Annotated in this window: 17 protein-coding genes and 1 other RNA gene; 4 read left to right on the top strand and 14 right to left on the bottom strand. The window is 50.7% G+C overall.

Annotation, left to right across the window (positions count from 1 at the left end; genetic code table 11):
• The first annotated feature begins 44 nt into the window (after positions 1–44).
• Entirely contained in the window at positions 45–2,423 is a 2,379-nt protein-coding gene (gene ppsA, locus OGY83_RS06180) for a phosphoenolpyruvate synthase (RefSeq protein ID WP_191233655.1), read from the top strand.
• Positions 2,424–2,490: 67 nt separating this feature from the next.
• Here the strand turns inward: ppsA and fadK are convergent, their stop codons facing one another.
• The 5 genes from fadK to OGY83_RS06155 form a co-directional block, all read right to left on the bottom strand.
• A complete protein-coding gene (gene fadK, locus OGY83_RS06175) occupies positions 2,491–4,128 on the bottom strand; it encodes a medium-chain fatty-acid--CoA ligase (RefSeq protein ID WP_286635476.1) in 1,638 nt (545 codons plus the stop codon).
• A gap of 82 nt (positions 4,129–4,210) precedes the next feature.
• Positions 4,211–4,504: a ferredoxin family protein gene (locus OGY83_RS06170; RefSeq protein WP_003832609.1), complete on the bottom strand. Its 294-nt coding sequence runs from the start codon at positions 4,502–4,504 to the stop codon at positions 4,211–4,213.
• Positions 4,501–5,790, bottom strand: coding sequence for an FAD-dependent oxidoreductase (locus OGY83_RS06165; protein WP_123267044.1), 1,290 nt, complete (start codon positions 5,788–5,790; stop codon positions 4,501–4,503). Before OGY83_RS06165 ends, OGY83_RS06170 begins: the two co-directional genes overlap by 4 nt.
• Before the next feature lie 56 nt (positions 5,791–5,846).
• Complete coding sequence (locus OGY83_RS06160) at positions 5,847–6,782, bottom strand: electron transfer flavoprotein subunit alpha (RefSeq protein WP_286635475.1); 936 nt, start codon at positions 6,780–6,782, stop codon at positions 5,847–5,849.
• Positions 6,783–6,803: 21 nt separating this feature from the next.
• Positions 6,804–7,568 (bottom strand): electron transfer flavoprotein, encoded by a 765-nt coding sequence (locus OGY83_RS06155; protein ID WP_123267046.1) that lies wholly within the window; start codon positions 7,566–7,568, stop codon positions 6,804–6,806.
• 506 nt (positions 7,569–8,074) lie between these two features.
• On the opposite strand from OGY83_RS06155, the gene OGY83_RS06150 reads away from it, so the two are divergent.
• Positions 8,075–8,965 carry an AraC family transcriptional regulator gene (locus tag OGY83_RS06150; RefSeq protein ID WP_286635474.1) on the top strand — a complete coding sequence of 297 codons (891 nt, stop codon included), beginning with the start codon at positions 8,075–8,077 and terminating at the stop codon, positions 8,963–8,965.
• A 54-nt stretch (positions 8,966–9,019) separates the two neighbouring features.
• On the opposite strand, the gene OGY83_RS06145 is transcribed toward OGY83_RS06150, so the two are convergent.
• From OGY83_RS06145 to ydiK, 9 genes are all read right to left on the bottom strand, one after another.
• Complete coding sequence (locus tag OGY83_RS06145) at positions 9,020–10,171, bottom strand: acyl-CoA dehydrogenase (RefSeq protein ID WP_003832619.1); 1,152 nt, start codon at positions 10,169–10,171, stop codon at positions 9,020–9,022.
• 13 nt (positions 10,172–10,184) lie between these two features.
• Complete coding sequence (locus OGY83_RS06140; protein ID WP_191233648.1) at positions 10,185–11,780, bottom strand: acyl CoA:acetate/3-ketoacid CoA transferase; 1,596 nt, start codon at positions 11,778–11,780, stop codon at positions 10,185–10,187.
• 155 nt (positions 11,781–11,935) lie between these two features.
• Positions 11,936–12,694: a type I 3-dehydroquinate dehydratase gene (aroD, locus tag OGY83_RS06135; RefSeq protein ID WP_191227387.1), complete on the bottom strand. Its 759-nt coding sequence runs from the start codon at positions 12,692–12,694 to the stop codon at positions 11,936–11,938.
• Between the two features lie 36 nt (positions 12,695–12,730).
• Positions 12,731–13,597 (bottom strand): quinate/shikimate dehydrogenase, encoded by an 867-nt coding sequence (gene ydiB, locus OGY83_RS06130; protein WP_003836604.1) that lies wholly within the window; start codon positions 13,595–13,597, stop codon positions 12,731–12,733.
• A gap of 21 nt (positions 13,598–13,618) precedes the next feature.
• Positions 13,619–14,854 carry an MFS transporter gene (locus OGY83_RS06125; RefSeq protein ID WP_286635473.1) on the bottom strand — a complete coding sequence of 412 codons (1,236 nt, stop codon included), beginning with the start codon at positions 14,852–14,854 and terminating at the stop codon, positions 13,619–13,621.
• Between the two features lie 240 nt (positions 14,855–15,094).
• Positions 15,095–16,315: an MFS transporter gene (locus OGY83_RS06120; RefSeq protein WP_194212044.1), complete on the bottom strand. Its 1,221-nt coding sequence runs from the start codon at positions 16,313–16,315 to the stop codon at positions 15,095–15,097.
• A 48-nt stretch (positions 16,316–16,363) separates the two neighbouring features.
• Positions 16,364–16,720: a YdiL family protein gene (locus OGY83_RS06115; protein WP_079938568.1), complete on the bottom strand. Its 357-nt coding sequence runs from the start codon at positions 16,718–16,720 to the stop codon at positions 16,364–16,366.
• A 157-nt stretch (positions 16,721–16,877) separates the two neighbouring features.
• Positions 16,878–16,985: antisense sRNA RprA (rprA, locus tag OGY83_RS06110), an RNA gene on the bottom strand.
• Positions 16,986–17,169: 184 nt separating this feature from the next.
• A complete protein-coding gene (gene ydiK / locus OGY83_RS06105) occupies positions 17,170–18,279 on the bottom strand; it encodes an AI-2E family transporter YdiK (RefSeq protein WP_003832632.1) in 1,110 nt (369 codons plus the stop codon).
• Positions 18,280–18,492: 213 nt separating this feature from the next.
• Between ydiK and ydiJ the strand changes: the two genes are divergently transcribed.
• Together ydiJ and menI are read left to right on the top strand one after the other, a co-directional pair.
• Entirely contained in the window at positions 18,493–21,549 is a 3,057-nt protein-coding gene (gene ydiJ / locus OGY83_RS06100; protein ID WP_286635472.1) for a D-2-hydroxyglutarate dehydrogenase YdiJ, read from the top strand.
• Positions 21,546–21,956 carry a 1,4-dihydroxy-2-naphthoyl-CoA hydrolase gene (menI, locus tag OGY83_RS06095; protein ID WP_123267052.1) on the top strand — a complete coding sequence of 137 codons (411 nt, stop codon included), beginning with the start codon at positions 21,546–21,548 and terminating at the stop codon, positions 21,954–21,956. The genes ydiJ and menI overlap by 4 nt, the downstream gene beginning before the upstream one ends.
• The last annotated feature ends 8 nt before the right edge of the window (positions 21,957–21,964 follow it).

The raw sequence follows: 21,964 nt of genomic DNA, 5'->3' as shown, positions 1-21,964 counted from the left end.
CAAAATTGAGTTTCCTAACCTCGTTCATATATAAGGATTGTTCGATGTCCAACAATGGCTCGTCACCGCTGGTGCTTTGGTATAACCAACTCGGCATGAATGATGTAGACAGAGTTGGAGGCAAAAATGCCTCCCTGGGTGAAATGATTACTAACCTTTCAGGTATGGGGGTTTCCGTACCGAATGGTTTTGCAACGACCGCCGATGCGTTTAACCAGTTTCTGGACCAGAGCGGTGTAAACCAGCGCATTTATGAGCTGCTGGATAAAACGGATATCGACGATGTCACTGAGCTTGCGAAAGCCGGGGCACAGATCCGCCAGTGGATTATCGACACTCCTTTCCAGCCCGAACTGGAAAATGCCGTCCGCGATGCCTACGCGCAACTGTCAGCGGACGATACCAATGCCTCTTTTGCCGTGCGTTCTTCCGCTACCGCAGAAGATATGCCAGATGCGTCATTTGCTGGTCAGCAGGAAACTTTCCTCAACGTCCAGGGATTTGATGCCGTACTGGTTGCCATCAAACACGTATTTGCCTCGCTGTTTAACGACCGCGCGATCTCTTATCGTGTTCACCAGGGCTATGACCACCGTGGCGTCGCGCTTTCTGCTGGTGTTCAGCGGATGGTGCGTTCTGACCTCGCGTCCTCAGGCGTAATGTTCTCCATCGATACCGAATCCGGTTTTGACCAGGTCGTCTTTATCACGTCCGCCTGGGGCCTGGGCGAAATGGTCGTGCAGGGGGCCGTTAACCCGGATGAATTCTACGTGCACAAACCGACCCTGGCGGCTAACCGTCCGGCGATCGTCCGTCGCACAATGGGATCGAAAAAAATCCGCATGATTTACGCGCCGACCCAGGAACACGGTAAGCAGGTGACCATTGAAGATGTTCCGCAGGAACAACGCGACATTTTCTCCCTGACTAACGAAGAAGTGCAGGAACTGGCCAAGCAGGCGGTACAAATCGAGAAGCACTACGGTCGTCCGATGGACATCGAATGGGCGAAAGACGGTCATACCGGCAAGCTGTTCATCGTTCAGGCGCGTCCGGAAACCGTGCGTTCCCGCGGTCAGGTGATGGAGCGTTATACGCTGCATGCGCAGGGTAAAATTATTGCTGAAGGTCGCGCCATCGGTCACCGCATTGGCGCGGGCCCGGTCAAAGTCATTCATGACATCAGCGAAATGAACCGTATCGAACCTGGCGACGTACTGGTTACCGACATGACCGACCCGGACTGGGAACCGATCATGAAGAAAGCGGCAGCAATTGTCACTAACCGTGGCGGTCGTACCTGTCACGCGGCAATCATTGCCCGTGAACTGGGGATCCCCGCCGTAGTAGGCTGCGGCGATGCGACTGAGCGCATGAAAGATGGTGAGAAGGTAACTGTCTCCTGTGCCGAAGGCGACACCGGTTATGTTTACGCTGACATGCTCGACTTTAGCGTGAAGAGTTCCAGCGTGGAGACCATGCCGGATCTGCCGTTGAAGGTGATGATGAACGTCGGTAACCCGGATCGGGCTTTCGATTTCGCTTGTCTGCCAAACGAAGGCGTCGGTCTGGCGCGTCTGGAATTTATCATCAACCGCATGATTGGCGTACACCCGCGTGCGCTGCTGGAGTTTGATGACCAGACGCCTGAGCTGCAAAATGAAATCCGCGCCATGATGAAAGGTTTCGATTCTCCGCGTGAATTCTACGTTGGTCGCCTGACGGAAGGGATCGCGACGCTGGGTGCGGCGTTCTATCCAAAACGCGTCATCGTGCGTATGTCTGACTTTAAGTCCAACGAATATGCCAACCTGGTCGGCGGGGAGCGTTATGAACCGCATGAAGAGAACCCGATGCTGGGCTTCCGTGGGGCGGGCCGTTATGTTGCCGATAGCTTCCGCGACTGCTTCGCGCTGGAATGCGACGCAGTAAAACGTGTCCGTAACGACATGGGCTTGACTAACGTTGAAGTGATGGTACCGTTTGTACGTACCGTTGCCCAGGCGAAAGCGGTGGTGGAAGAGCTGGCACGCCAGGGGCTGAAACGCGGTGAGAACGGACTGAAGATCATCATGATGTGTGAGATCCCATCTAACGCCTTGCTGGCCGAGCAGTTCCTCGAGTACTTCGACGGTTTCTCCATCGGCTCAAACGACATGACGCAGCTGGCGCTGGGTCTGGATCGTGACTCTGGTGTGGTTTCTGAACTGTTTGATGAGCGTAACGACGCGGTGAAAGCGCTGCTGTCGATGGCGATTCGTGCAGCCAAGAAACAGGGCAAATACGTGGGTATTTGCGGTCAGGGCCCATCTGACCATGAAGACTTCGCGGCCTGGCTGATGGAAGAGGGGATCGACAGCCTGTCGCTGAACCCGGACACTGTCGTACAGACCTGGCTGAGTCTGGCTGAACTGAACAAGTAACATCATGCCTTATCCGGCCTATTCAACGTAGGCCGGATAAGATGCGTTAGCATTGCCATCCGGCGCTTTATCCTGTAATACTCTCCACGCTCAAACGCTGAATAATATCCTTACGCAGCTGGTATTTTTGTACTTTACCGGACGCCGTGCGCGGTAATTTCTCTACGATCACAATGTGCTCAGGGTATTTGTACTTTGCCACCCGCTTGCGACTAAAAAAGGCTACCACTGATTCCAGCGACAACGAATGATGCGGCGGTTTTAGCACCACGTAAGCACACGACCTTTCACCTAAGCGTTCGTCCGGCATCGCGACAACACAGGCATCGTGAATGCGGGGATGCTGCAATAAGATATCCTCAACTTCGCGGCTGCTGATGTTTTCTCCACCGCGGACAATGATATCTTTTTTCCGTCCGGTGATTTTGATGTACCCCGCATCGTCCATTCGGCATAAGTCGCCGCTGTAATACCAGCCGTCTTGATCCAGCGCACGGGCGGTGAGTTCGGGTTCATCGAGATAGCCCATAAACACATTGGGACCGCGTGACGCTTCTTCGCCTTCTACACCCACAGGCAACGTATTGCGTGCTTCATCGACCACTTTAATTTCGACGCCTGCAGCAGCATATCCGTCGGTATTCATCATGCGAGAAAGTGAATCGTCAAGATTGACCAGCGCATGCGGTGAACTCTCTGTCGAGCCATAAATGCTTAATAATTTTATGCCGAGCTGCTGGCAGTCACGGGCAATCTTCTGTGGAATGGTTGTGCCCCCACATAAGAAAAAGCGTAGCGATGAGAGATCGCTTGGGCGTTTTTCCATGCTACATAACATGTCGTAGACGAAGGGTGTTGCGCCGAGCACACAGGTACAGCGCTGTTGCTCCAGCAGTTCAAGACAGGCGGTTGGGGTGAAAACATCTAACAATACGCTGCGTGCGCCGATTAAAAACGGTGCGGTAACGCCATGCAGAAAACCGGTAGCGTGTCCCAGTGGTGCGGGCATCAAAAACACATCCTGCCAGGTGAGATTGAGGCGGGCACAGTAGGCGCGCTCGCTGGCAAGGATGTTGTTGTGGGTCAGCATTACGCCTTTTGGCATTCCCTCGGTTCCGGAGGTAAACAACACCGCCGCCAGTTCATCGGCGTGAACATTAATCGTTTGGGTTAATGGCGGAGCTAAAAGCAGTTGGCTGAGCGCCAGCGAGGTAGTTGCCGGAGCCAGTTTATCCACGGCAACGATCTGTTGCAGATGCGGCAACTGGTTTTGTAAGGGCAGGATCAGATCGACCGGTCGGTTCTGTTTAAACAGCGTCGGTGCGAAAAAAATCTTCGCTTTGCACTTATTCAGCACCCATACCAGCTCTGCTTCACGCCAGGCAGGCAGCAGCGGTACGGAAACGGCCCCGGTTTTCAGACAGGCCAGGTAGATAACCGTAAACTCGCACCAGCCCGGTAACTGGAAGGCAACGCGGTCGCCAGGTTGAATACCGCAGGCTAAAAACCAGGTTGCCAGACTGCTGGCTGCACTGTCGAGTGCAGCATAGGTGAATGAAGCGCCATGGTTATCAACCACGGCGATTTTATCTGGCATGGCTTTGGCAGTTTGGTGCCAGTAATCGCCAAGCGAAGCATCTCCCCATAAACCCTGTTGTCGCCAGGCCTCGCGACGTTCGGCGTTAAACGTTAGTGTGATACTCATGAAGTTATTCCCAGGATGATTTCGGCATACATCTGACCGGATGGCCGGCGTGGCCGATCCGGTGTACTACAGGCAAAATCCATTAGCCGTAGCGAAAATCAACGCCAAATGTTCCGACCGGATATTCCCATTGGTCGAGGATCGTGTCGCCGCACAGTACTCGACACGTTCCGCACTCCAGGCAACCAGCAGAATCGAAATGAATGTTTCCACTCTCGTCCTGCTTATACAGCCCGGCGGGGCAGGCTTTCAGCAGCTTGCGAAATTCATTAAGATCGGGATGTTCGGCCAGGATGATATGCGGGTGGCCTTCATCGACATTGAATTTATTAACGCCCAGTTTGACGTCAACGTTAACGGTATTGTCCTGATTCATAGTGCAGTTGCCCCCTTGATACCGTCTTTCAGTAAGTTCATCAGCCCGATTTGTTTTGCGTGGGACATAATCATCTTGCGAACCGGTTGATTTGGACGTCCGTCAACGGTGAACATATCGCTCATGATGTCGGCCACCATACGTGGGTACTGGGTGAACAGACGTGGGTTTTCCATCAGCGCCGGGATCTTGCGAAAATGCTGTAAATCGCGCATCACACAGCCCTGTTCGAGCGCACGTTTGTAGTCCATCAGGCTGCTGGCCGAGAAATCCTGTCGTTCTTTTGCTGCAATGGCTGTTTGGGCAGCGGCTTCTGCGGAAGCGATGGCCAAATCCATACCTCGCACCGTGAAACCCAGGTTCAGACAGAAACCGGCGGCATCACCCACGATCATCACACCGTCATCGACCAGCTTTGGAACCATTGCCAGACCGCCTTCCGGCACCATATGCGCGGAATATTCCAGTAGTTCACCACCGGCAATCAATGGCCGAATAGTTGGATGTTGCTTAAAGTCTTCCAGCATTTGTGGAATGCTTTTTGTGGCATGGGCAATATCCCCCAGACCGCACACCAGACCCAGAGAGATGGAGTCCTGGTTGGTATACAAAAATCCTCCTCCCATCAATCCATCAGACGGTGAGCCCGCAAACAGCCAGGCCGCGCCTTCATTACCTGAAAGGTTGAAGCGATCTGCAATGACCGCTGGAGGTAAGCCGATCAGCTCTTTTACGCCGACGGCATAGTGATGTGCAGAAGAGGGCGGAACCATCCCCAGGGAGCGCCCCAGCATAGAGTTGACGCCATCGGCAAGGATGACAATATTGGCTTCGAGGATATCGTCACCGGCCTGGACTCCGGTGACCTTATTACCTTCGCGGATCAGGGCATCGACGCGCACGCCGGGGATGAACTGCACGCCAGCCTCTTCCGCTTTTTCCATTAGCCACGGGTCAAGTCTGTTGCGCAAAACGGTATACGAATCCTGCGTTGGTGCGTCAGCTTTTTCACGATGGAAATCGAGAGTGACGGCGCTTTCTTCGGTCAGAAAGGAGATTTTTTCGCGGGTGACTTTACGCTCGAGCGGCGCTTCCTGCGCGAACCCCGGCATGATGCGCTCAAGACTATGTGCATAGAGTCTTCCGCCGGTCATATTTTTACTGCCTGCACTGTTTCCGCGCTCGATGACCAGCACGTCCAGTCCGGCCTGAGCCATCACGTAGCCTGCAACCGTACCCGCCACGCCAGCACCGACCACAATGGCATCAAATTTTTCATCTGACATGCTTTATGCTCCCTTCCCGCTGCAAGGGCAGCGGGATATGTGAGTTAAATGTGGGGTTAGCGGCTGAGATGCTCGATAAGAGCCGGAACGACTTTGTAGATGTCGCCGACCAGTCCGTAATCGGCGTAATTGAAAATAGGGGCTTTCTTATCTTTGTTGATGGCAACAATGACTTTCGCGCCGTTACCGCCGACCATATGCTGAATTTGTCCTGAAATGCCGAGGGTGAGGTAAAGGTCCGATTTCAGTAATACGCCAGAAACGCCAATGTAGCGTTCGCGTTCCATCCAGTTTTCACCTTCGGCAATCGGTCGTGAACAACCCACTTCTGCACCCAGTACAGATGCCAACTGGCGCACCATCTCCAGATCGTTTTGCGCAACCAGGCCGCGGCCCACGCCCACCACGCGTTTGGCTTTGCTGAGATCCACGCTGCTCACGGATTTGGCGCGACGCTCCTGACACATAATTTCATGGTGCGGTGCGATGTAAGGTGCAGAGACAACAGGACAGGTATGTGAAGCATTAGCTTCTACCGATTCAAGTACGCCTGGGGCAAGGGTGATAATTGCCTGCGTGGTTTTGATTTTTTCTTTGCCGAATGCCAGACCACCATACATACGGTGTTCTGCGAACAGTGAGCCATCATCAAGCGTTACCGACGTGGCGTCGTTTACCATCGCTGCATTGAGCTGAATACTTAACCGCGCGCCAAGGGATTTGGCCCGTTTGGTGGCTGGCATCAGTAATAGCCCGGCATGTTCTTGTATCAGGGCGGCGATGGTCTCGGCGAAGTTTTCAACACGCTGTAAACCGGACGTTGCTTCCAGCACGATTATCTCATCGGCACCCAGAGGTTTAACCTGAATGGCCTGTTCGTTGCCTTGTACAATAAGGTGTACCTGTTCACCCCACAGGCGTGCGCCGGCCATTAATTCTGCATAGCGTTCTACGTTATCGCTGAACACCCATACGTTAGCTAATTTACTCATGATAATTTCTCTCCGTTGGGCTTAGTTCAGGGCTTTTTTCAGATGTTCAGCCAGCTCGGCGATGGCTTCTGCTGAGTCATTTTCCAGAATGATGTGCTTACGTTCTGTTTGTGGCGGAACGGTGAGGCTCACCAGTTCTGCTAACGGTGAAGCAGGTGTCCAGCCAATATCGCTGGCTTGCCACGGTGTGACCGGTTTTTTACCCGCGCCCAGAATGGCTTTCATCGAGGGAATACGCGGCGTGTTGATATCTGAGGTTACGCACAGCACGGCGGGGAGAGGCAGTTCAATCACTTCAACTTCGTCTTCCAGCGTACGTTCAACCACAATGCGATCGCCGTTACGTTGGATGTTGCTGACGGCATTAATCACCGGAAGTTGTAAGAGTTCGCCAACCAGTAAGCCCACCTGCTGGGCATAGATGTCTCCAGACCCTTCACCAAACAGCATCAGGTCGAATTCAATATTTTTGGCCGCGCAGGCCAGCGCCTGAGCCGTGTCTCGCGGTAATGAATGTTCCAGTTGGGGATCTTGCACCATAAACAAACTATCTGGCCCGCGGGACAGTACGTCTTTACGCACTTTGGAGTTTTGCAGTAGCGAGCCGCCAACCGTTAAGGCGACGATTTCATCACCTTCCGCACTAAGTTGCGTCGCGGCCTCTATTGCATTCAAATCAAACTGACTGATTTTGGCATCGGCCCGGTCAAAGTTAAGCGAACGTTGTGGGGTAACAACAATGTCCTGTTCTTCAGGCACCAACTTAAAGCAGGTTATTAGTTTCATGGTATCTCCAGTGATTCTCGTGTGGATGATGACGGGGAGTGCCATCATCAACAGTAGGGAAAATTGACTGAAAATAGTGTGCGGCAGAGGGAGACTGTTTTCGACGGGGCAATCTGTTTTCATTCCCAACAATCTTGCAAAAAAAAGGACTTTAGGAATGCTTAGTTTATGAACGTAAAGCCGACGTCGGGAGTTAAGGTGATAAATATGGAAATAAAATCGAGGCGCTTTTTTGAGAAATGGATCATATTTTTATCCGTTTCTGCACGCACTTTGTTTCTGGTGTGTAAATTATTATTGCTGACTTAATAACATTTATACTTTCCAGCTTTCTTAAAATAAAAATAATTTGTGAGAGCAGTGTGCTGGAGTTGGAGGTGCCATCTTGCAGACGACGCAAATAATTTTGTTTCGTCTGGGCAGAATAACGTTGTATAACGTCATCATCGTTTTTACTTTTCGATATTAATTATCCGCAAAATTACTGCCTTTCGGTGGAGGTTGTCATGTATCAACGCTGTTTTGATAATGCCATGGAGACCCTTTTTGAACAGGGGAAAACCCCGAGATTTTCGCGATTCGTCATCAGTGATGATCCTAACTGGGAGTCGGGCCATCATGTTCATGACAATGAAACAGAGCTTATCTATGTAAAAAAGGGTGTCGCAAGATTAATTATCGACTCTTCGCTGTATGTCGCGCATGCGGGTGACATCGTGGTGATAGAACAAGGGCGGTTACATGCGGTTGCTTCCGATAGCAGCGCGCCTGCAACCACTTACACCTGTGCGCTCTACGGCTTTCGTTTCAACGACTGGCAGGAGAACCAACTCTTGCAGATGCACTCGTGTCCGGTTATTAGCGTCAGTCAGGGCAAAGAGGTTATTAAAAGTATCTTTAATGAACTGAGTGTTATGATCCCGCAGAGTAGGAATAACCTGACGTCTTCTGCTTATGACGCCTTCGCTTATGCATTAACCGTTTTATATTACGAGAATTTTAAAAATGCTTATCGTTCTGAGCAGGGACATATTAAGAAAGATATCTTAATTAAAGATGTGTTGGTTTATTTAAATAACAACTTCCGAGAGAAAATTACGCTGGAACAGTTGTCTAAGAAGTTTCGCGCCAGCGTGAGTTATATCTGTCACGAATTCACTAAAGAATATCGTATTTCGCCGATTAATTATGTGATTCAGCGACGAATGACAGAGGCAAAATTTGCCCTGACGAATACGGAGTCCTCGTTGGCAGAAATTTCCTGGCGGGTAGGGTATGAAAATGTCGATCACTTTGCCAAACTCTTTCAGCGGCATGTGGGTTGTACCCCCAGCGATTATCGTAAGCAGTTTAAAAATAACCTCGTAGAACAGGAATGTTTGATGCCAGAAATATGATTAACCTGGCACGTGCCGGATAACGCATTTGCGCTATCCGGCAAGCATTACTGCTTACTTATTCTGATAATCTTTCAGGATTTGGCGACCTGCGACGTAAATCATGATTTCATCTGTACCACCGCCAATGCGTTCACAGCGGACATCGCGCCAGAAGCGGGAAACGCGTGCTTCGTCGGTGTAACCCAGTCCACCCATAATCTGAATGGCGTCATCAATCACTTCCATTGCCGTACGTGCACAATACAGTTTTGCCAGCGCTGCACTGGTGCGCAGAGACTGTTCCTGATCGGCCTGCCAGGCGACTTTCAACACCATATTGCGCATGTTATCGATTTTAATCGCCATCAGCGCCAGTTTTTCCTGGATCATCTGATTGTGACCAATTGGCTTACCGAATGCGATGCGCTGGTTGGCGTAACGGGCGGCATCTTCGAAGGCGCATTCAGCAAAACCGGTACTGCGCGCAGCATTGATCAAACGTTCCATCTCGAAGTTGTACATGACGTTGAGAAAGCCCATGCCTTCCTCTCCGACCATATCACTTTCGTCCACTTCAACGTCATCAAGATAGACTTCGCAGGTGCTGAGCATATGCCAGCCGATTTTATGCAGCGGGTTAACCTTAATGCCGGGTTTCTTCGAATCGACCCACCACAGCGTAAAGGCTTTTTTCGGATCTTTGGGTTCCGGATCGCGGGCCAGTACCAGCATATAGGGATACTCTTTCGCGCCGGTGATAAAAGTTTTCTGCCCGTTGAGATAGACCTTACCGTTTTTGCGGGTGTAGCTGGTGGTCGCGCTGTTGTTGTCGGAACCCGCTCCCGGTTCGGTTAATGCCAGCGCATACGCTGGATCGCCCGTTTCCATGGTGCTTTCTGCGGTCTTACGCAGTTGTTCGGCGGATCCAAAACGACGCATACTGTGAATGCACTGACCGTTAGTGATCAAAAAAGCGGGTGCGCCACATTTTGAAACTTCCATCAGCGCCAGCATCTGCGTGACGTAATCTGCCGGGATGCCACCAAACTCTTCCGGAACGCCCAGCATCGAAATACCGTTGTCCGCCAGGGCACGCATAAACTCTTTCGGGTAGGTAGCTGTCTGATCGCAGGTGCGGAAATATTCTTCCGGGAAATTGCTGGTAATCAGTTCCCGAATGCTGGCAAGCAGCAGTTCTTGTTCTTCAGTTAACGAAAAGTCCATCAGAGTACTCCTTTTAATTGGCGGCGTCGGGTAATACAAAACCCATCGAGGCATCGATAAATAATCTTTCGTCCATCAACTTCAGATTTGGTGAAATAATTGGCGTGAAATCCATCTTGTCCAGGATGTCTTCCTGTAAAGAGACTCCCGGCGCAATTTCAATTAAATGAAGACCATCTGCTTTTAACGTAAAGACAGCGCGTTCGGTGATGTAACGCACATCAAGTCCACGTTCGAGGGCAATTTTTCCGCTGAAAGTCACTTCAGGAAGTTCGTTGACGAATTTTTTCACCCGACCTTCCTGCACGATATTTAGCTTTCCATCGGCAACTTCTGTTTTCAGACTTCCGGCTGTTAACGTGCCGCAGAAAATAATTTTTTTGGAGGTGGCGCTAATATCGATAAAACCGCCGGTACCCATGATTTTGCCATTGAATTTGTGTACGCCGACGTTGCCGTGGCGATCCACTTCGGCAAAACTTAAATAGCACACATCCAGCCCGCCACCATGATAGAAGTCAAACTGGGAGGTCATATCCAGAATGGCGCGGGTGTTGACGTTGGCACCGAAAGCAATACCTTGAGAGGTGATTCCGCCAATCGGACCCGTTTCGACTGTCAGAATAAAATCGTCAGCACAGCCTTCTTCGCGCGCGACGAGGCCAATGCCATCGGCAATCCCTACGCCAACGTTGCCGACAGCACCTTTGCGCATTTCAAACAGGGCGCGTCTGGCCACCAGTTTACGCTGATTGAGCGGTAAGGCAGTCTGTTGGCTGTCATCGAGAACAAAATCGCCAGAGATAAAGCGGTTAACCGGCGCGCCACCGTACAGTTGCGTTTGGTCGGGGTCGATGACCACAATATCGACCAGATAGCCGGGAATACGCACCGCTTTCGGATGCAACGTGGCTTTCTTCACCATTTTCTGCACCTGCATCATAACGATACCGCCGTTATTGTGTACGGCCTGGGCAATCACCAGCGCATCGAGATACATCACTTCATCTTCAAAGGTGGCGTAGCCTTCGCTGTCGCAGGTGGTGGCACGAATAAAGGCGATGTTTGGCGCAATGGCTTTGTAATACAGGTACTCTTTGTTATCAATTTCCACCAATTTGATCAGATCTTCGGTGGTCACTTCATTCAGTTTGCCGCCTTGTTGGCGAGGGTCAACAAATGTACCGATGCCGATATCACTAAGGATCCCTGGCTGGTGAGCCGCCGATGCACGCAGGGTTTGGGTTAATACGCCCTGAGGATAGTTATAGGCGGCAATTTTATTTTGTTCAGCCAGGTCGGAGATACGCGGTGATTGTCCCCAGTGTCCGCATAATGCCCATTTGACTAAACCTTCCTGTGCCAGCGGGCTAATTCCCCGGTCGGCACGGTCACCCAGACCTGTAGGACTAATCAACGCTAAATTTCGTGGCGACTGAGAATTTTTATATTTTTCTGCCAGTGCATTAATTAATGTTGTTGCTTCGAGAATACCCCCGCCTGCCCCTAATACACAAAGCGTTGCTTCATCAGGAATATAATTAACTGCATCTGCGGCGGATAATACGGGTACCCGACCATCTATACGATTTGGTCTTGAAAATTTCATATGAACTCCAGATTATATGCGTGCGACTACCTGTCGCTATATTCGACAATAATATTGTGAGTTATTTAATAACACTTAATTACCGGCCAGATATCCGCGGTTAGACGAATATCTGGGGTAGGGCATTACTGATATTTATATGGATATATCTGTAATTAAGCCTGATGCAATATTGTCAATACAGTACGCAGGTCAGTGACTGAAATTTGTCCTGGGGCGGAGGCTTTTTTTACTGCCCCAAAGGTTGCCGCTGAACCGAAAACCTCACCAGACAGACGTGAAATCACCCCTGTTTTAGCCATCGACATGGTGATTATCGGGCGATCGGCATAGCGTTCTTGCATTTCCAGCGTGGCGCTAAGCAGCGTCAGAACATCCGCTTTATTTTGCGGCATCAAGGCAATTTTCGGGATATCTGCGCCCAGTTCCTGCATTTTACGTAAGCGCTGAACAATCTCTTCCGCGGCTGGTGTCTTATGAAAATCGTGATTGGACATAATCACAAAGACATTTTTCGCGTGCGCATGCTTGACGGTCGCTTTGACCAGTTCGTCTCCGGTAAACAGTTCCAGATCGATCATATCCACCAGACCGCTGTCTACCGCCGCGCAGTTAAGTGCAATATAGTGCTCGACAGACAGAGCCTGTTCACCGCCTTCTTTGGCGCTACGGAAGGTGAAAAGCAGTGGTTTGTCAGCCATCACATCGCGGATGGTGCGCGCAGCTTCCAACACCGCCTCAATGGAAGAGACATCGGTGAAATGGTCTACGCGCCATTCCAGAATGTCGAAATCCGCTTCGCGATAGGCCAGCGCTTCGCTTTTTACCGTTGCGATGTCTTTACCCATCAGCGAGACAATGATCTTCGGCGCACCCTCGCCAATAACGAGGTTTCTTACGGTTACGGTTTTCATTGATTACCCTTTAACTATTGTACAAATGCTTGCCCGTCAGGCGGCAAAACCCATAACCTGTTTCACATACTCCAGTGGGAAATCTTTCCCGGTCCAGAGCTTGAACTGTTCAGCCCCTTGCCACAACAACATGCCGTAACCATCAATTGTTTTGCAACCAGCACTTTGCGCCTGCTGCAATAATTTGGTCATATGCGGGTTGTAGACGCATTCGGTTACCAGCAGTTCCGGACGCAGCAGGGAAGCGTCGGTCACGAGAGATTCATTTTCCAGCGGCTTCATGCCGACTTTTGTGCCGTTGGTTAAAATATCCGCGCTGGCAAGTGCGTCAGCAAAAGCCTGGCGATCGGCGAGATCGATAACGGTGACCACGCAGTCGGTGTTTTCATTGACGCGTTTGGCAAACTCCTGCGCTTTGGCAAAAAACTCATCCTGGCGGTTAAAGAGTTTAATTTCTTTGATGCCTTCAATCGCTGCCTGTGCACCAATAGCCGTCGACGCACCGCCTGCGCCCAACAGTACCATGGTTTTACCTTTGATATCGAAACCACTTTCCTTAATTGCACGAATATGCCCTGTGCCATCGGTATTGTAACCGCGCAGGTAACCATCATCATTGACGATAGTATTAATTGCGCCGACCAGTTTGGCAGCAGGCGTTAATTCATCAACATATTCACATGCCAGCTGCTTGTTGGGCATTGAGACCCCGGTACCACGCATCTTTAAGGCCTTCAGCCCGGCAATGGCATTAGCAAACGTTGAGTTATCGACTTCAAATGCCATGTAAGTGAATGGCAATCCTGCTTTTTCTAATGCCTTATTTTGCATTTCAGGCGACAGGCTGTGTCTGATAGGGTAGGCCATCAAACCAATCAGTTCATATTTTGCAGTTACGTCCATTTGATACTCCTTCTAAACAATTTATTGAAAATAACGCTCGCCCAACCGCACATCATTTTTGGGGATATCAAATACGCGGTAGTAACGAATAAAGACGATGATGGCGGTGATAAAAGCCAACAGAGCAAATGCAAGGTCCAGCAAAATAATGTATTGCAGACCAATGTTAGAGAGGTATCCGGTGATTAATGGGATAATAAAGTTAGCTACGCCCCCCATCATCATATAAATACTGGTGACTTTGGCTTTGCTCTTGGGAAAGAACTCGGACATCACCGATACACCGAGCTGTAAAATACCGCCAGCGGCAGAGAACCCAATGAGAAATGAACCGGCGTTACATACCAGCGGAGATGGGTATAAATAGATCACGGCTGCGGTGATGGTTGCGAGTCCGGCGTTAAATACATTCGCCCAAATAGGTCGTACCCATTTTTTCAACAGCGCGGCAAAGATAAATACGCAGACCAACGAACCCATACTGTAGTAAGAGATTGTTTTCAGTGCGTCGGATTCTGCCATGCCGGCAAAGGCCATCGCATACTTCGGCATCCACACCACGATGACGTAAAAAGTCGAAAAGGCAGCAACACCAAAGATGACGGATGCCACACCTTCCAGCCAGACCAACGGTTTACTGTTCATCTGTGGCAGATCTTTTGCGATGCCTGCATCCACCATCTGACTGGGGAAACGACTTTTTAGCAGCATCAAGGTAATGACTACAAACAACGCGCCCGGGATAATGACCGCATAACCGTACCAGATATGGTTGAGCAGCATGGTGCTGACGACGATGGGGTAGATCATCTGCCCAAACGAGACCATAGCTTTCACCAGGATAACGGCTGAGCCAGAGGCTTTAGGGAAGCATTCCATTAACGCCGGGTACCCACCGGTATCCAGTGCCGAGTTTGCCACGCCAACGCAAACGGCCAGAATAAAGGCAACCATCAGATTAGGGCTGGCGGGAATACCGAAGAAGAACAGTATATAAAGAATAGCGCCTAACAGAATGATAGCCCGACGACCAAATTTATCTGAGAGCACACCAAAGAATAAGATGCTCACTAGTCGCCCCAGACCAATGCCTGAAATCAAATAGGCAATTCCTGCATTGTCGGTGGAAAACTTTTCTGCAAGAGAGGTCATATTTTGCGCCAGTGTAATGACGCTAATGCCGTGTAGGAAATAACTTAAATAAATACAGGTTATCGCCAAAAGAAATGGCGTATTAAAGGTCTTGCTTTGAGACATTTTCACAACTCCTTGCGGATTTTAAAATTGTTCTGTGCTCGTCGATATTGTTTAAATTGCGGCGACCTTGTAATTAATATACCGGGCGGCAGCCACAGAACCTACATAGCATGGCGTTTAAGTTGCCAGGTATATTGCATAACACACTGTGAAATTGAACTCTGCCAGCCGGTGTTTTGTTGATATTTTAAAATATATGCCAATTATTTTGCAGAAGGGGGGAACAATATTGCATCCACGTTATTCTACCGCTTGTATCATTTTCAGATGATGCTTTGACGCGATGTGGCTGCGATAACCAATAAACAATGCCAACAGGAACCCAACAGCGGCTATGCCAGTATCAAACCACATGATGTGAGCAATACTGGTTTCTGAGAGTTTTGCTGTTATCAGTGGAATGGTGAAGGTCGCAATGCTGCCCGCGCTGTAGTAAATCCCGGTCGCCTTGCCCTTCGCATGTGGAAAGCGTGCGGCCATCAGCGTTAAACCGATTTGCACAACGCCCCCAGCGGAAGAAAAACCGATGACAAACGCGAAGATAATGACCACGTAGGGTGTCGGATGCAGGCAAACCATCAGCAGTGCGACAAATGAGATAAACGTATACAGCATCAACATTGATGTCGCGCGTTCTGCTTTTCGCGCAAGCGGGGCGGTGATCAGCACGCACAGTAGAGAGCCGCAGGTATAAATGCTTAACAGTTTGATCGATAACGTATAGGACATTCCGGCAACAAATTGACCGTATTGCGCCAGCCACTGGCTTACCAGGTAAAATGTTGCCATTGCGATGTAGCCGTACAGGGTGTAACTGGCAAGGTCGAGCAGGGAGCAACGATGTGCAGGTTGTCCGGTTTCCCGTTCAACAGGTTGAGCCCGGATGACGGTATGAGGCCCGGGGTGTGGCGGAAACCGACAGCGAAACAAAAATACGCCGTTGAGTATCATAACGGCTGCCGCCAGCAGGAAGGACCAGCCAAACCAAAGTTCGGCCCACACCAGCAGACTGATAATCATTGGCAGCAGGAACTGACCGCTGGAGACGAAGGCTTTTATCAAAATATTGGCCGTGCTGGGTGAACGGGGGAATGCCTCCATCAGGCTGGGATAGGTTCCGGCATCGAGAAAACTGTTTGCCATTCCTGCTAAAAAACCAAAAGCATAGGCGAGAAAAATACTGTGAGTATTGATGATGCCAATAAAGAAAATCAGGTAGCAGGCCATACCAAGGATAATAAATGGTCTGCGACCGTAGCGATCGGAAAGCATCCCTGCCACTAATAAAACGCTTAAGCGGCCGATACCGAGTGAGGAAATAACAATTGAGACGCCCGCAGCATTGGTTTGCCACTGTTGTTCCAGCGAAGACATATTGAGGCTCATCAGAATGACCCCCATGCCGTGCACCAGGTAATTTAGGTACAGCCCTATCGCAGTGGAGAAATAGGTGTTTTTCATAATGTGTTACTCAGCGAAGAGGCTAAATAGGTATGGCGTTGCAATTTCTTAACACATACGCTCGAGATCGTGAGCATAGAGTTCAACAGCTGCCGACTGATAGATTTTCCAGTCGAGAAAACCCTCATGGTGATAAACCGCCTGAAAAGCGTTCAGATCGGGGAAAAAACGCATGGTGTTATTACCGATACGATTATTTATTTTGTCGATAATTGCATTAATTCTTAACTTCCTCCTGGCTTTCATTTCTGAACAAATGCGGACGATGTCGCCTGGAATTTCTTTTTCACCCTTTTCCCATTGCTGCCAGGCGGCAACATTGTCATCGCGCGCGATATACCTGGCACTTTCTTCCACCGTCATAGCAAAAATATGGCGGATCGCCTGTAGCTCTAATGCGTTCATTATTTGGTCACTTCATAAAAGACGGTAGAATAGTAATAACATTGCTGTGGATATTTCGGCTTGAAGAGAGTCACAGTATTTTGTGCAATATTATTTGTTCCCTGGCTGGGAAGAGAATGTGTTGGAGCGCTAAGGCTGGTGGAGCGGCACGGGAAGGACAAAAAAAAGCCCATCGTGGGAGATGGGCAAAGACTACACACAGCAATTCGTTGTTTCACTCAGGGGATTTCCATGCTTATAAATCAATGTGTTGATCTAAAGCCATGGGTTAATAGTAGGCATACTGATTTTTTACGTCGATCAGATTCATCTCAATAGTTTAAAAACTGTAAAGAATTTGCGACACAAATGAGTATTGAAAGAAGGACGAGGTTGGGGCTAATCCCGTAAGAGGAAGAGATTGATTAGTATTGTTAAACAATCAGGCGGCACTGCCGCCTGATGTTGGATTACTTATTGCGTTCGATTTCAGCAATTTCTTCGAGGATTTCATCCGGATTGGTACCTGGGGCAGGGGCTTCGTTTACCCAAGCGGAGAACAGACGCCATGAAACGGCCAGTACCACTGGGCCGATAAACAGGCCAATCATGCCGAAGGCAATCAGTCCGCCGATGACCCCGGAGAGAATCAGGATCAGTGGCAAATCAGCCCCCATACGAATCAGCATCGGTCGAATCACGTTATCCAGTGTTCCGACTACACCGCTCCACACCAGCAGCACGGTGCCCCAGGTTGAATCCCCCGTCCAGTATAGCCAGATAATGGCCGGAATCAGCACCGGCAACGGCCCCAGTTGCACCAGACAAGACAGGATCATCAATACCGCCAGCAGTGTGGCATACGGCACACCGGTTACCGCCAGACCAATACCCCCGAGCACTGCCTGCACCAGAGCGGTGACCACAACGCCTAATGCGACGGCGCGAATGGCTTGCGCTGCCAGCAGAATGGCTGCATCGCCACGTTTTGAGGCAAGACGGCAGGCGAAGTGACGAATACCTAATGCGACCTGTTCACCGCGCCAGTACAACAGGGCACTGAACAGCAGCATCAGCCCACAGTGCATCATAAAGCGGCCGATATGCGCGGCCTGACCGACGAACCATGTGGTGGTGGTACCGATATAAGGACGAACCTTGGCCATAATGGCCGAACCGCCCATATCCAGTAAGCTGTGCCATGCGCCATACATTTTGGCACCCACCAGCGGAATGCTGTTCAACCACGCCAGATCCGGTAGCGTCATATCACCTGCGGTTACGGCATGGATCAGCGGCCCACTGCCATCGACGATGCTGTTAACCAGCAGCGCGATGGGGATGATGAACAACAGCACTAACAACAGTGTCATCACCAGTACGGCAAGTGAACGACGTCCCCAGAGCAATTTTTGTAAGCGTAGCAGGATAGGCCAGGTTGCAATGACAATCGTGCCTGCCCAGGCAAAACCGAGGATAAAGGGCTGAACAATCCAGAGACAAGCCACAATCAGGATGGCTAAAAACAGCACCGATAGCAGCACTTGTGCAATATCCCTGGGCTGACGGAAATTTACCATAAATACTTTTCACCTTTGTCTTTGCGCCAGAACGTTGACGCGACGTGAATACTTAAATGACACCCTGTAATGATGAGCAATTTCAGCGGTTTTGAACAGGCGGATTCTGCCTGTAAATCTGCTGAGCGTATTAGAAAAAAATGTGATACAACAAACAAAGCAACACGCAAACGATTAAATTCACAACACAGACCGCAGGAAAGGGTCACTATAATGATTCCACAAATTTCTCAGGCGCCAGGTGTCGTTCAACTGGTGCTCAATTTTTTGCAGGCGCTGGAGCAGCAAGGATTCACGGGTGATACGGCAACGAGCTATGCCGATCGTCTGACAATGTCGACGGATAACAGTATTTATCAGCTGCTACCTGATGCTGTCGTTTTCCCTCGTTCAACCGCAGATGTGGCGCTAATCGCCCGTCTGGCGGCAGAACCGCTTTTCTCGTCGTTGATTTTTACCCCGCGCGGCGGCGGCACCGGGACCAACGGTCAGGCGCTGAACCAGGGCATTATTGTTGATATGTCCCGCTATATGAGCCGCATTATTGAAATCAACCCGCAAGAAGGTTGGGTGCGGGTAGAAGCCGGGGTGATAAAAGATCAGCTCAACCAATTTCTGAAGCCATACGGCTATTTCTTTGCCCCCGAATTATCCACCAGTAACCGGGCAACGCTCGGCGGGATGATCAACACCGATGCGTCCGGGCAAGGATCGTTGGTTTACGGTAAAACTTCCGACCATGTGTTGGGCATCCGTGCGGTGCTGATGGGCGGTGATATTCTGGATACCCAGCCCATGCCGGTCGAGCTTGCCGAAATGCTGGGTAAAAGCAATACAACGATTGGCCGTATCTATAAGACCGTTTATGAGCGTTGTCGTGATAACCGACAGCTGATCATGGATAAATTCCCGAAACTTAATCGCTTTCTGACCGGTTACGATCTGCGGCACGTCTTTAACGATGAGATGACCGAATTTGATTTAACCCGCATTCTTACCGGCTCTGAAGGTACGCTGGCGTTTATCACCGAGGCCCGCCTTGATATCACGCCGCTCCCCAAAGTCAGACAACTGGTTAACGTTAAGTACGACTCTTTCGACTCGGCGTTGCGTAACGCGCCGGTGATGGTGGAAGCGCGCGCATTGTCGGTAGAAACCGTCGACTCCAAAGTACTCAATCTGGCGCGTGAAGACATCGTCTGGCACTCGGTAAGCGAACTGATTACCGATGTCGCGGATAAAGAGATGCTGGGTCTGAACATTGTGGAGTTTGCCGGTGACGACGAAGCCTTAATTGATTCACAGGTCAGCGCGCTGTGTGAACGACTGGATGGGTTAATCGCTCGTCAGGAAGCGGGCGTTATTGGCTGGCAGTTGTGTACCGAACTGGCGGGCGTCGAACGTATTTACGCCATGCGTAAAAAGGCCGTCGGTCTGCTGGGCAATGCAAAAGGTTCCGCGAAGCCAATTCCGTTTGCCGAGGATACCTGCGTTCCTCCGGAGCATCTGGCGGACTATATTGCCGAGTTTCGCGCGCTGCTCGACAGCCATGGTCTGAGTTACGGCATGTTCGGTCACGTGGATGCTGGCGTGCTGCACGTCAGACCGGCGTTGGATATGTGCGACCCGCAGCAGGAAGTGCTGATGAAACGCATTTCTGATGATGTTGTCGCGCTGACGGCAAAATATGGCGGTCTGTTGTGGGGTGAGCACGGGAAGGGTTTTCGTGCGGAATACAGCCCGGCGTTCTTCGGTGATGAACTGTATCGTGAACTGCGCAAAGTGAAATCGGTGTTTGATCCGCAAAACCGGCTCAATCCTGGAAAAATTTGTCCACCGGAAGGCGTAGATGCGCCGATGATGAAAGTGGACGCGGTGAAACGCGGAACGTATGACCGTCAAATCCCGTTGGCCGTACGCCAGGAGTGGCGTGGGGCAATGGAGTGTAATGGTAACGGGTTATGCTTTAACTTCGATGCGAAAAGCCCCATGTGTCCGTCGATGAAAATCAGCCTCAACCGTATTCATTCGCCGAAAGGGCGAGCCACGTTGGTGCGTGAATGGCTACGTCTGTTGGCCGATCGCGGAATTGACCCGGTACAGCTGGAGAAAGAGCTACCGGAAAAACGCGCCAGTTTACGTTCGCTGATTACCCGTACCCGCAACAGCTGGCATGCGAGCAAGGGGGAATACGATTTCTCGCACGAAGTAAAAGAGGCGATGTCAGGGTGCCTGGCGTGTAAAGCCTGTTCCACACAGTGTCCGATTAAAATTGATGTGCCGGAGTTTCGCTCACGCTTCCTGCAGCTGTACCACACGCGTTATCTGCGCCCGTTGCGCGATCACATGGTGGCGACCGTTGAGAGCTATGCGCCGTTAATGGCGCGAGCACCCAAAACGTTTAACTTCTTCATCAACCAGCCGCTGGTGCGAAATTTGGCTAAAAAGCACATTGGAATGGTTGATTTACCGCTGTTGTCTGCACCGTCGCTGCAACGCCAACTTGTGGGGCATCGTTCCGCCAATATGACGCTGGAACAGCTCGAATTACTCAGCCTTGAGCAAAAAGCCCGTACGGTGCTGGTGGTGCAGGACCCTTTCACCAGCTATTACGATGCGCAGGTGGTCGCTGATTTTATACGTCTGGTAGAAAAACTGGGTATGCAGCCGGTACTGCTGCCGTTTTCGCCAAACGGCAAGGCGCAGCACATTAAAGGCTTTTTAAACCGTTTTGCCAAAACGGCGAAAAAGACATCCGAGTTTCTTAACCGGGTAGCGAAGCTGAATATTCCGATGGTGGGTGTTGATCCGGCTCTGGTGCTTTGTTATCGCGATGAATACAAGCTGGCGCTGGGAGAACAGCGGGGTGATTTCCAGGTATTGCTAGCCAACGAATGGTTATCGAAAGCTGTGGAAGCACAGCATCCAGTCGCTGTTGGCGGTGAACCGTGGTACTTCTTTGGCCACTGTACGGAAGTAACGGCTTTGCCGGGCGCGCCTGCACAGTGGGCGGCTATTTTTGCTCGCTTTGGCGCAAAGCTGGAGAACGTCAGTGTGGGGTGCTGTGGTATGGCTGGCACCTATGGTCACGAAGTGAAGAATCACCAGAACTCACTGGGAATCTATGAGTTATCATGGCACCAGGCAATGCAACGATTGCCGCGTAACCGTTGTCTGGCCACGGGGTATTCCTGCCGCAGCCAGGTTAAACGCGTTGAAGGTACGGGCGTTCGCCATCCATTACAGGCACTGCTGGAGATTATAGGATGATCTGGAAACGTGAAGTCACACTCGAGGCGCTCAATGCCATGGGTGAAGGAAATATGGTTGGGTTGCTCGATATTCGTTTTGTGCATATTGGCGACGATACGCTGGAAGCGACGATGCCGGTGGACCATCGCACCAAACAACCCTTTGGGTTGTTACACGGCGGCGCATCCGTGGTGCTGGCGGAAAGCATTGGTTCGGTAGCGGGCTACTTATGTACTCACGGTGAGCAGAAAGTGGTGGGCCTGGAGATCAACGCCAACCATATCCGTTCTGCACGGGAAGGGCACGTCAGGGGCGTATGTCGCGCGTTACATACAGGTTCTCGTCACCAGGTGTGGCAAATAGAAATCTTCGATGAGCAGGGACGATTGTGCTGCACGTCGCGTCTGACGACCGCAATTTTGTGATGCATATT

Source organism: Citrobacter sp. Cpo090, from assembly GCF_030332665.1.
Lineage (GTDB): Bacteria > Pseudomonadota > Gammaproteobacteria > Enterobacterales > Enterobacteriaceae > Citrobacter > Citrobacter portucalensis.
This window is presented reverse-complemented; position numbering and strand designations above follow the sequence as displayed.

Excerpts from the sequence above, each read along its gene's own strand:
- ppsA (WP_191233655.1), top strand. The coding sequence starts at position 45 with ATGTCCAACAATGGCTCGTCACCGCTGGTGCTTTGGTATAACCAACTC.
- ydiB (WP_003836604.1), bottom strand. The coding sequence starts at position 13,597 with ATGGACGTAACTGCAAAATATGAACTGATTGGTTTGATGGCCTACCCT.
- OGY83_RS06150 (WP_286635474.1), top strand. The coding sequence starts at position 8,075 with ATGTATCAACGCTGTTTTGATAATGCCATGGAGACCCTTTTTGAACAG.
- OGY83_RS06140 (WP_191233648.1), bottom strand. The coding sequence starts at position 11,780 with ATGAAATTTTCAAGACCAAATCGTATAGATGGTCGGGTACCCGTATTA.
- ydiJ (WP_286635472.1), top strand. The coding sequence starts at position 18,493 with ATGATTCCACAAATTTCTCAGGCGCCAGGTGTCGTTCAACTGGTGCTC.
- OGY83_RS06170 (WP_003832609.1), bottom strand. The coding sequence starts at position 4,504 with ATGAATCAGGACAATACCGTTAACGTTGACGTCAAACTGGGCGTTAAT.
- OGY83_RS06145 (WP_003832619.1), bottom strand. The coding sequence starts at position 10,171 with ATGGACTTTTCGTTAACTGAAGAACAAGAACTGCTGCTTGCCAGCATT.
- OGY83_RS06160 (WP_286635475.1), bottom strand. The coding sequence starts at position 6,782 with ATGAGTAAATTAGCTAACGTATGGGTGTTCAGCGATAACGTAGAACGC.
- ydiK (WP_003832632.1), bottom strand. The coding sequence starts at position 18,279 with ATGGTAAATTTCCGTCAGCCCAGGGATATTGCACAAGTGCTGCTATCG.
- aroD (WP_191227387.1), bottom strand. The coding sequence starts at position 12,694 with ATGAAAACCGTAACCGTAAGAAACCTCGTTATTGGCGAGGGTGCGCCG.
- OGY83_RS06115 (WP_079938568.1), bottom strand. The coding sequence starts at position 16,720 with ATGAACGCATTAGAGCTACAGGCGATCCGCCATATTTTTGCTATGACG.
- OGY83_RS06125 (WP_286635473.1), bottom strand. The coding sequence starts at position 14,854 with ATGTCTCAAAGCAAGACCTTTAATACGCCATTTCTTTTGGCGATAACC.
- OGY83_RS06155 (WP_123267046.1), bottom strand. The coding sequence starts at position 7,568 with ATGAAACTAATAACCTGCTTTAAGTTGGTGCCTGAAGAACAGGACATT.
- OGY83_RS06165 (WP_123267044.1), bottom strand. The coding sequence starts at position 5,790 with ATGTCAGATGAAAAATTTGATGCCATTGTGGTCGGTGCTGGCGTGGCG.
- fadK (WP_286635476.1), bottom strand. The coding sequence starts at position 4,128 with ATGAGTATCACACTAACGTTTAACGCCGAACGTCGCGAGGCCTGGCGA.
- menI (WP_123267052.1), top strand. The coding sequence starts at position 21,546 with ATGATCTGGAAACGTGAAGTCACACTCGAGGCGCTCAATGCCATGGGT.
- OGY83_RS06120 (WP_194212044.1), bottom strand. The coding sequence starts at position 16,315 with ATGAAAAACACCTATTTCTCCACTGCGATAGGGCTGTACCTAAATTAC.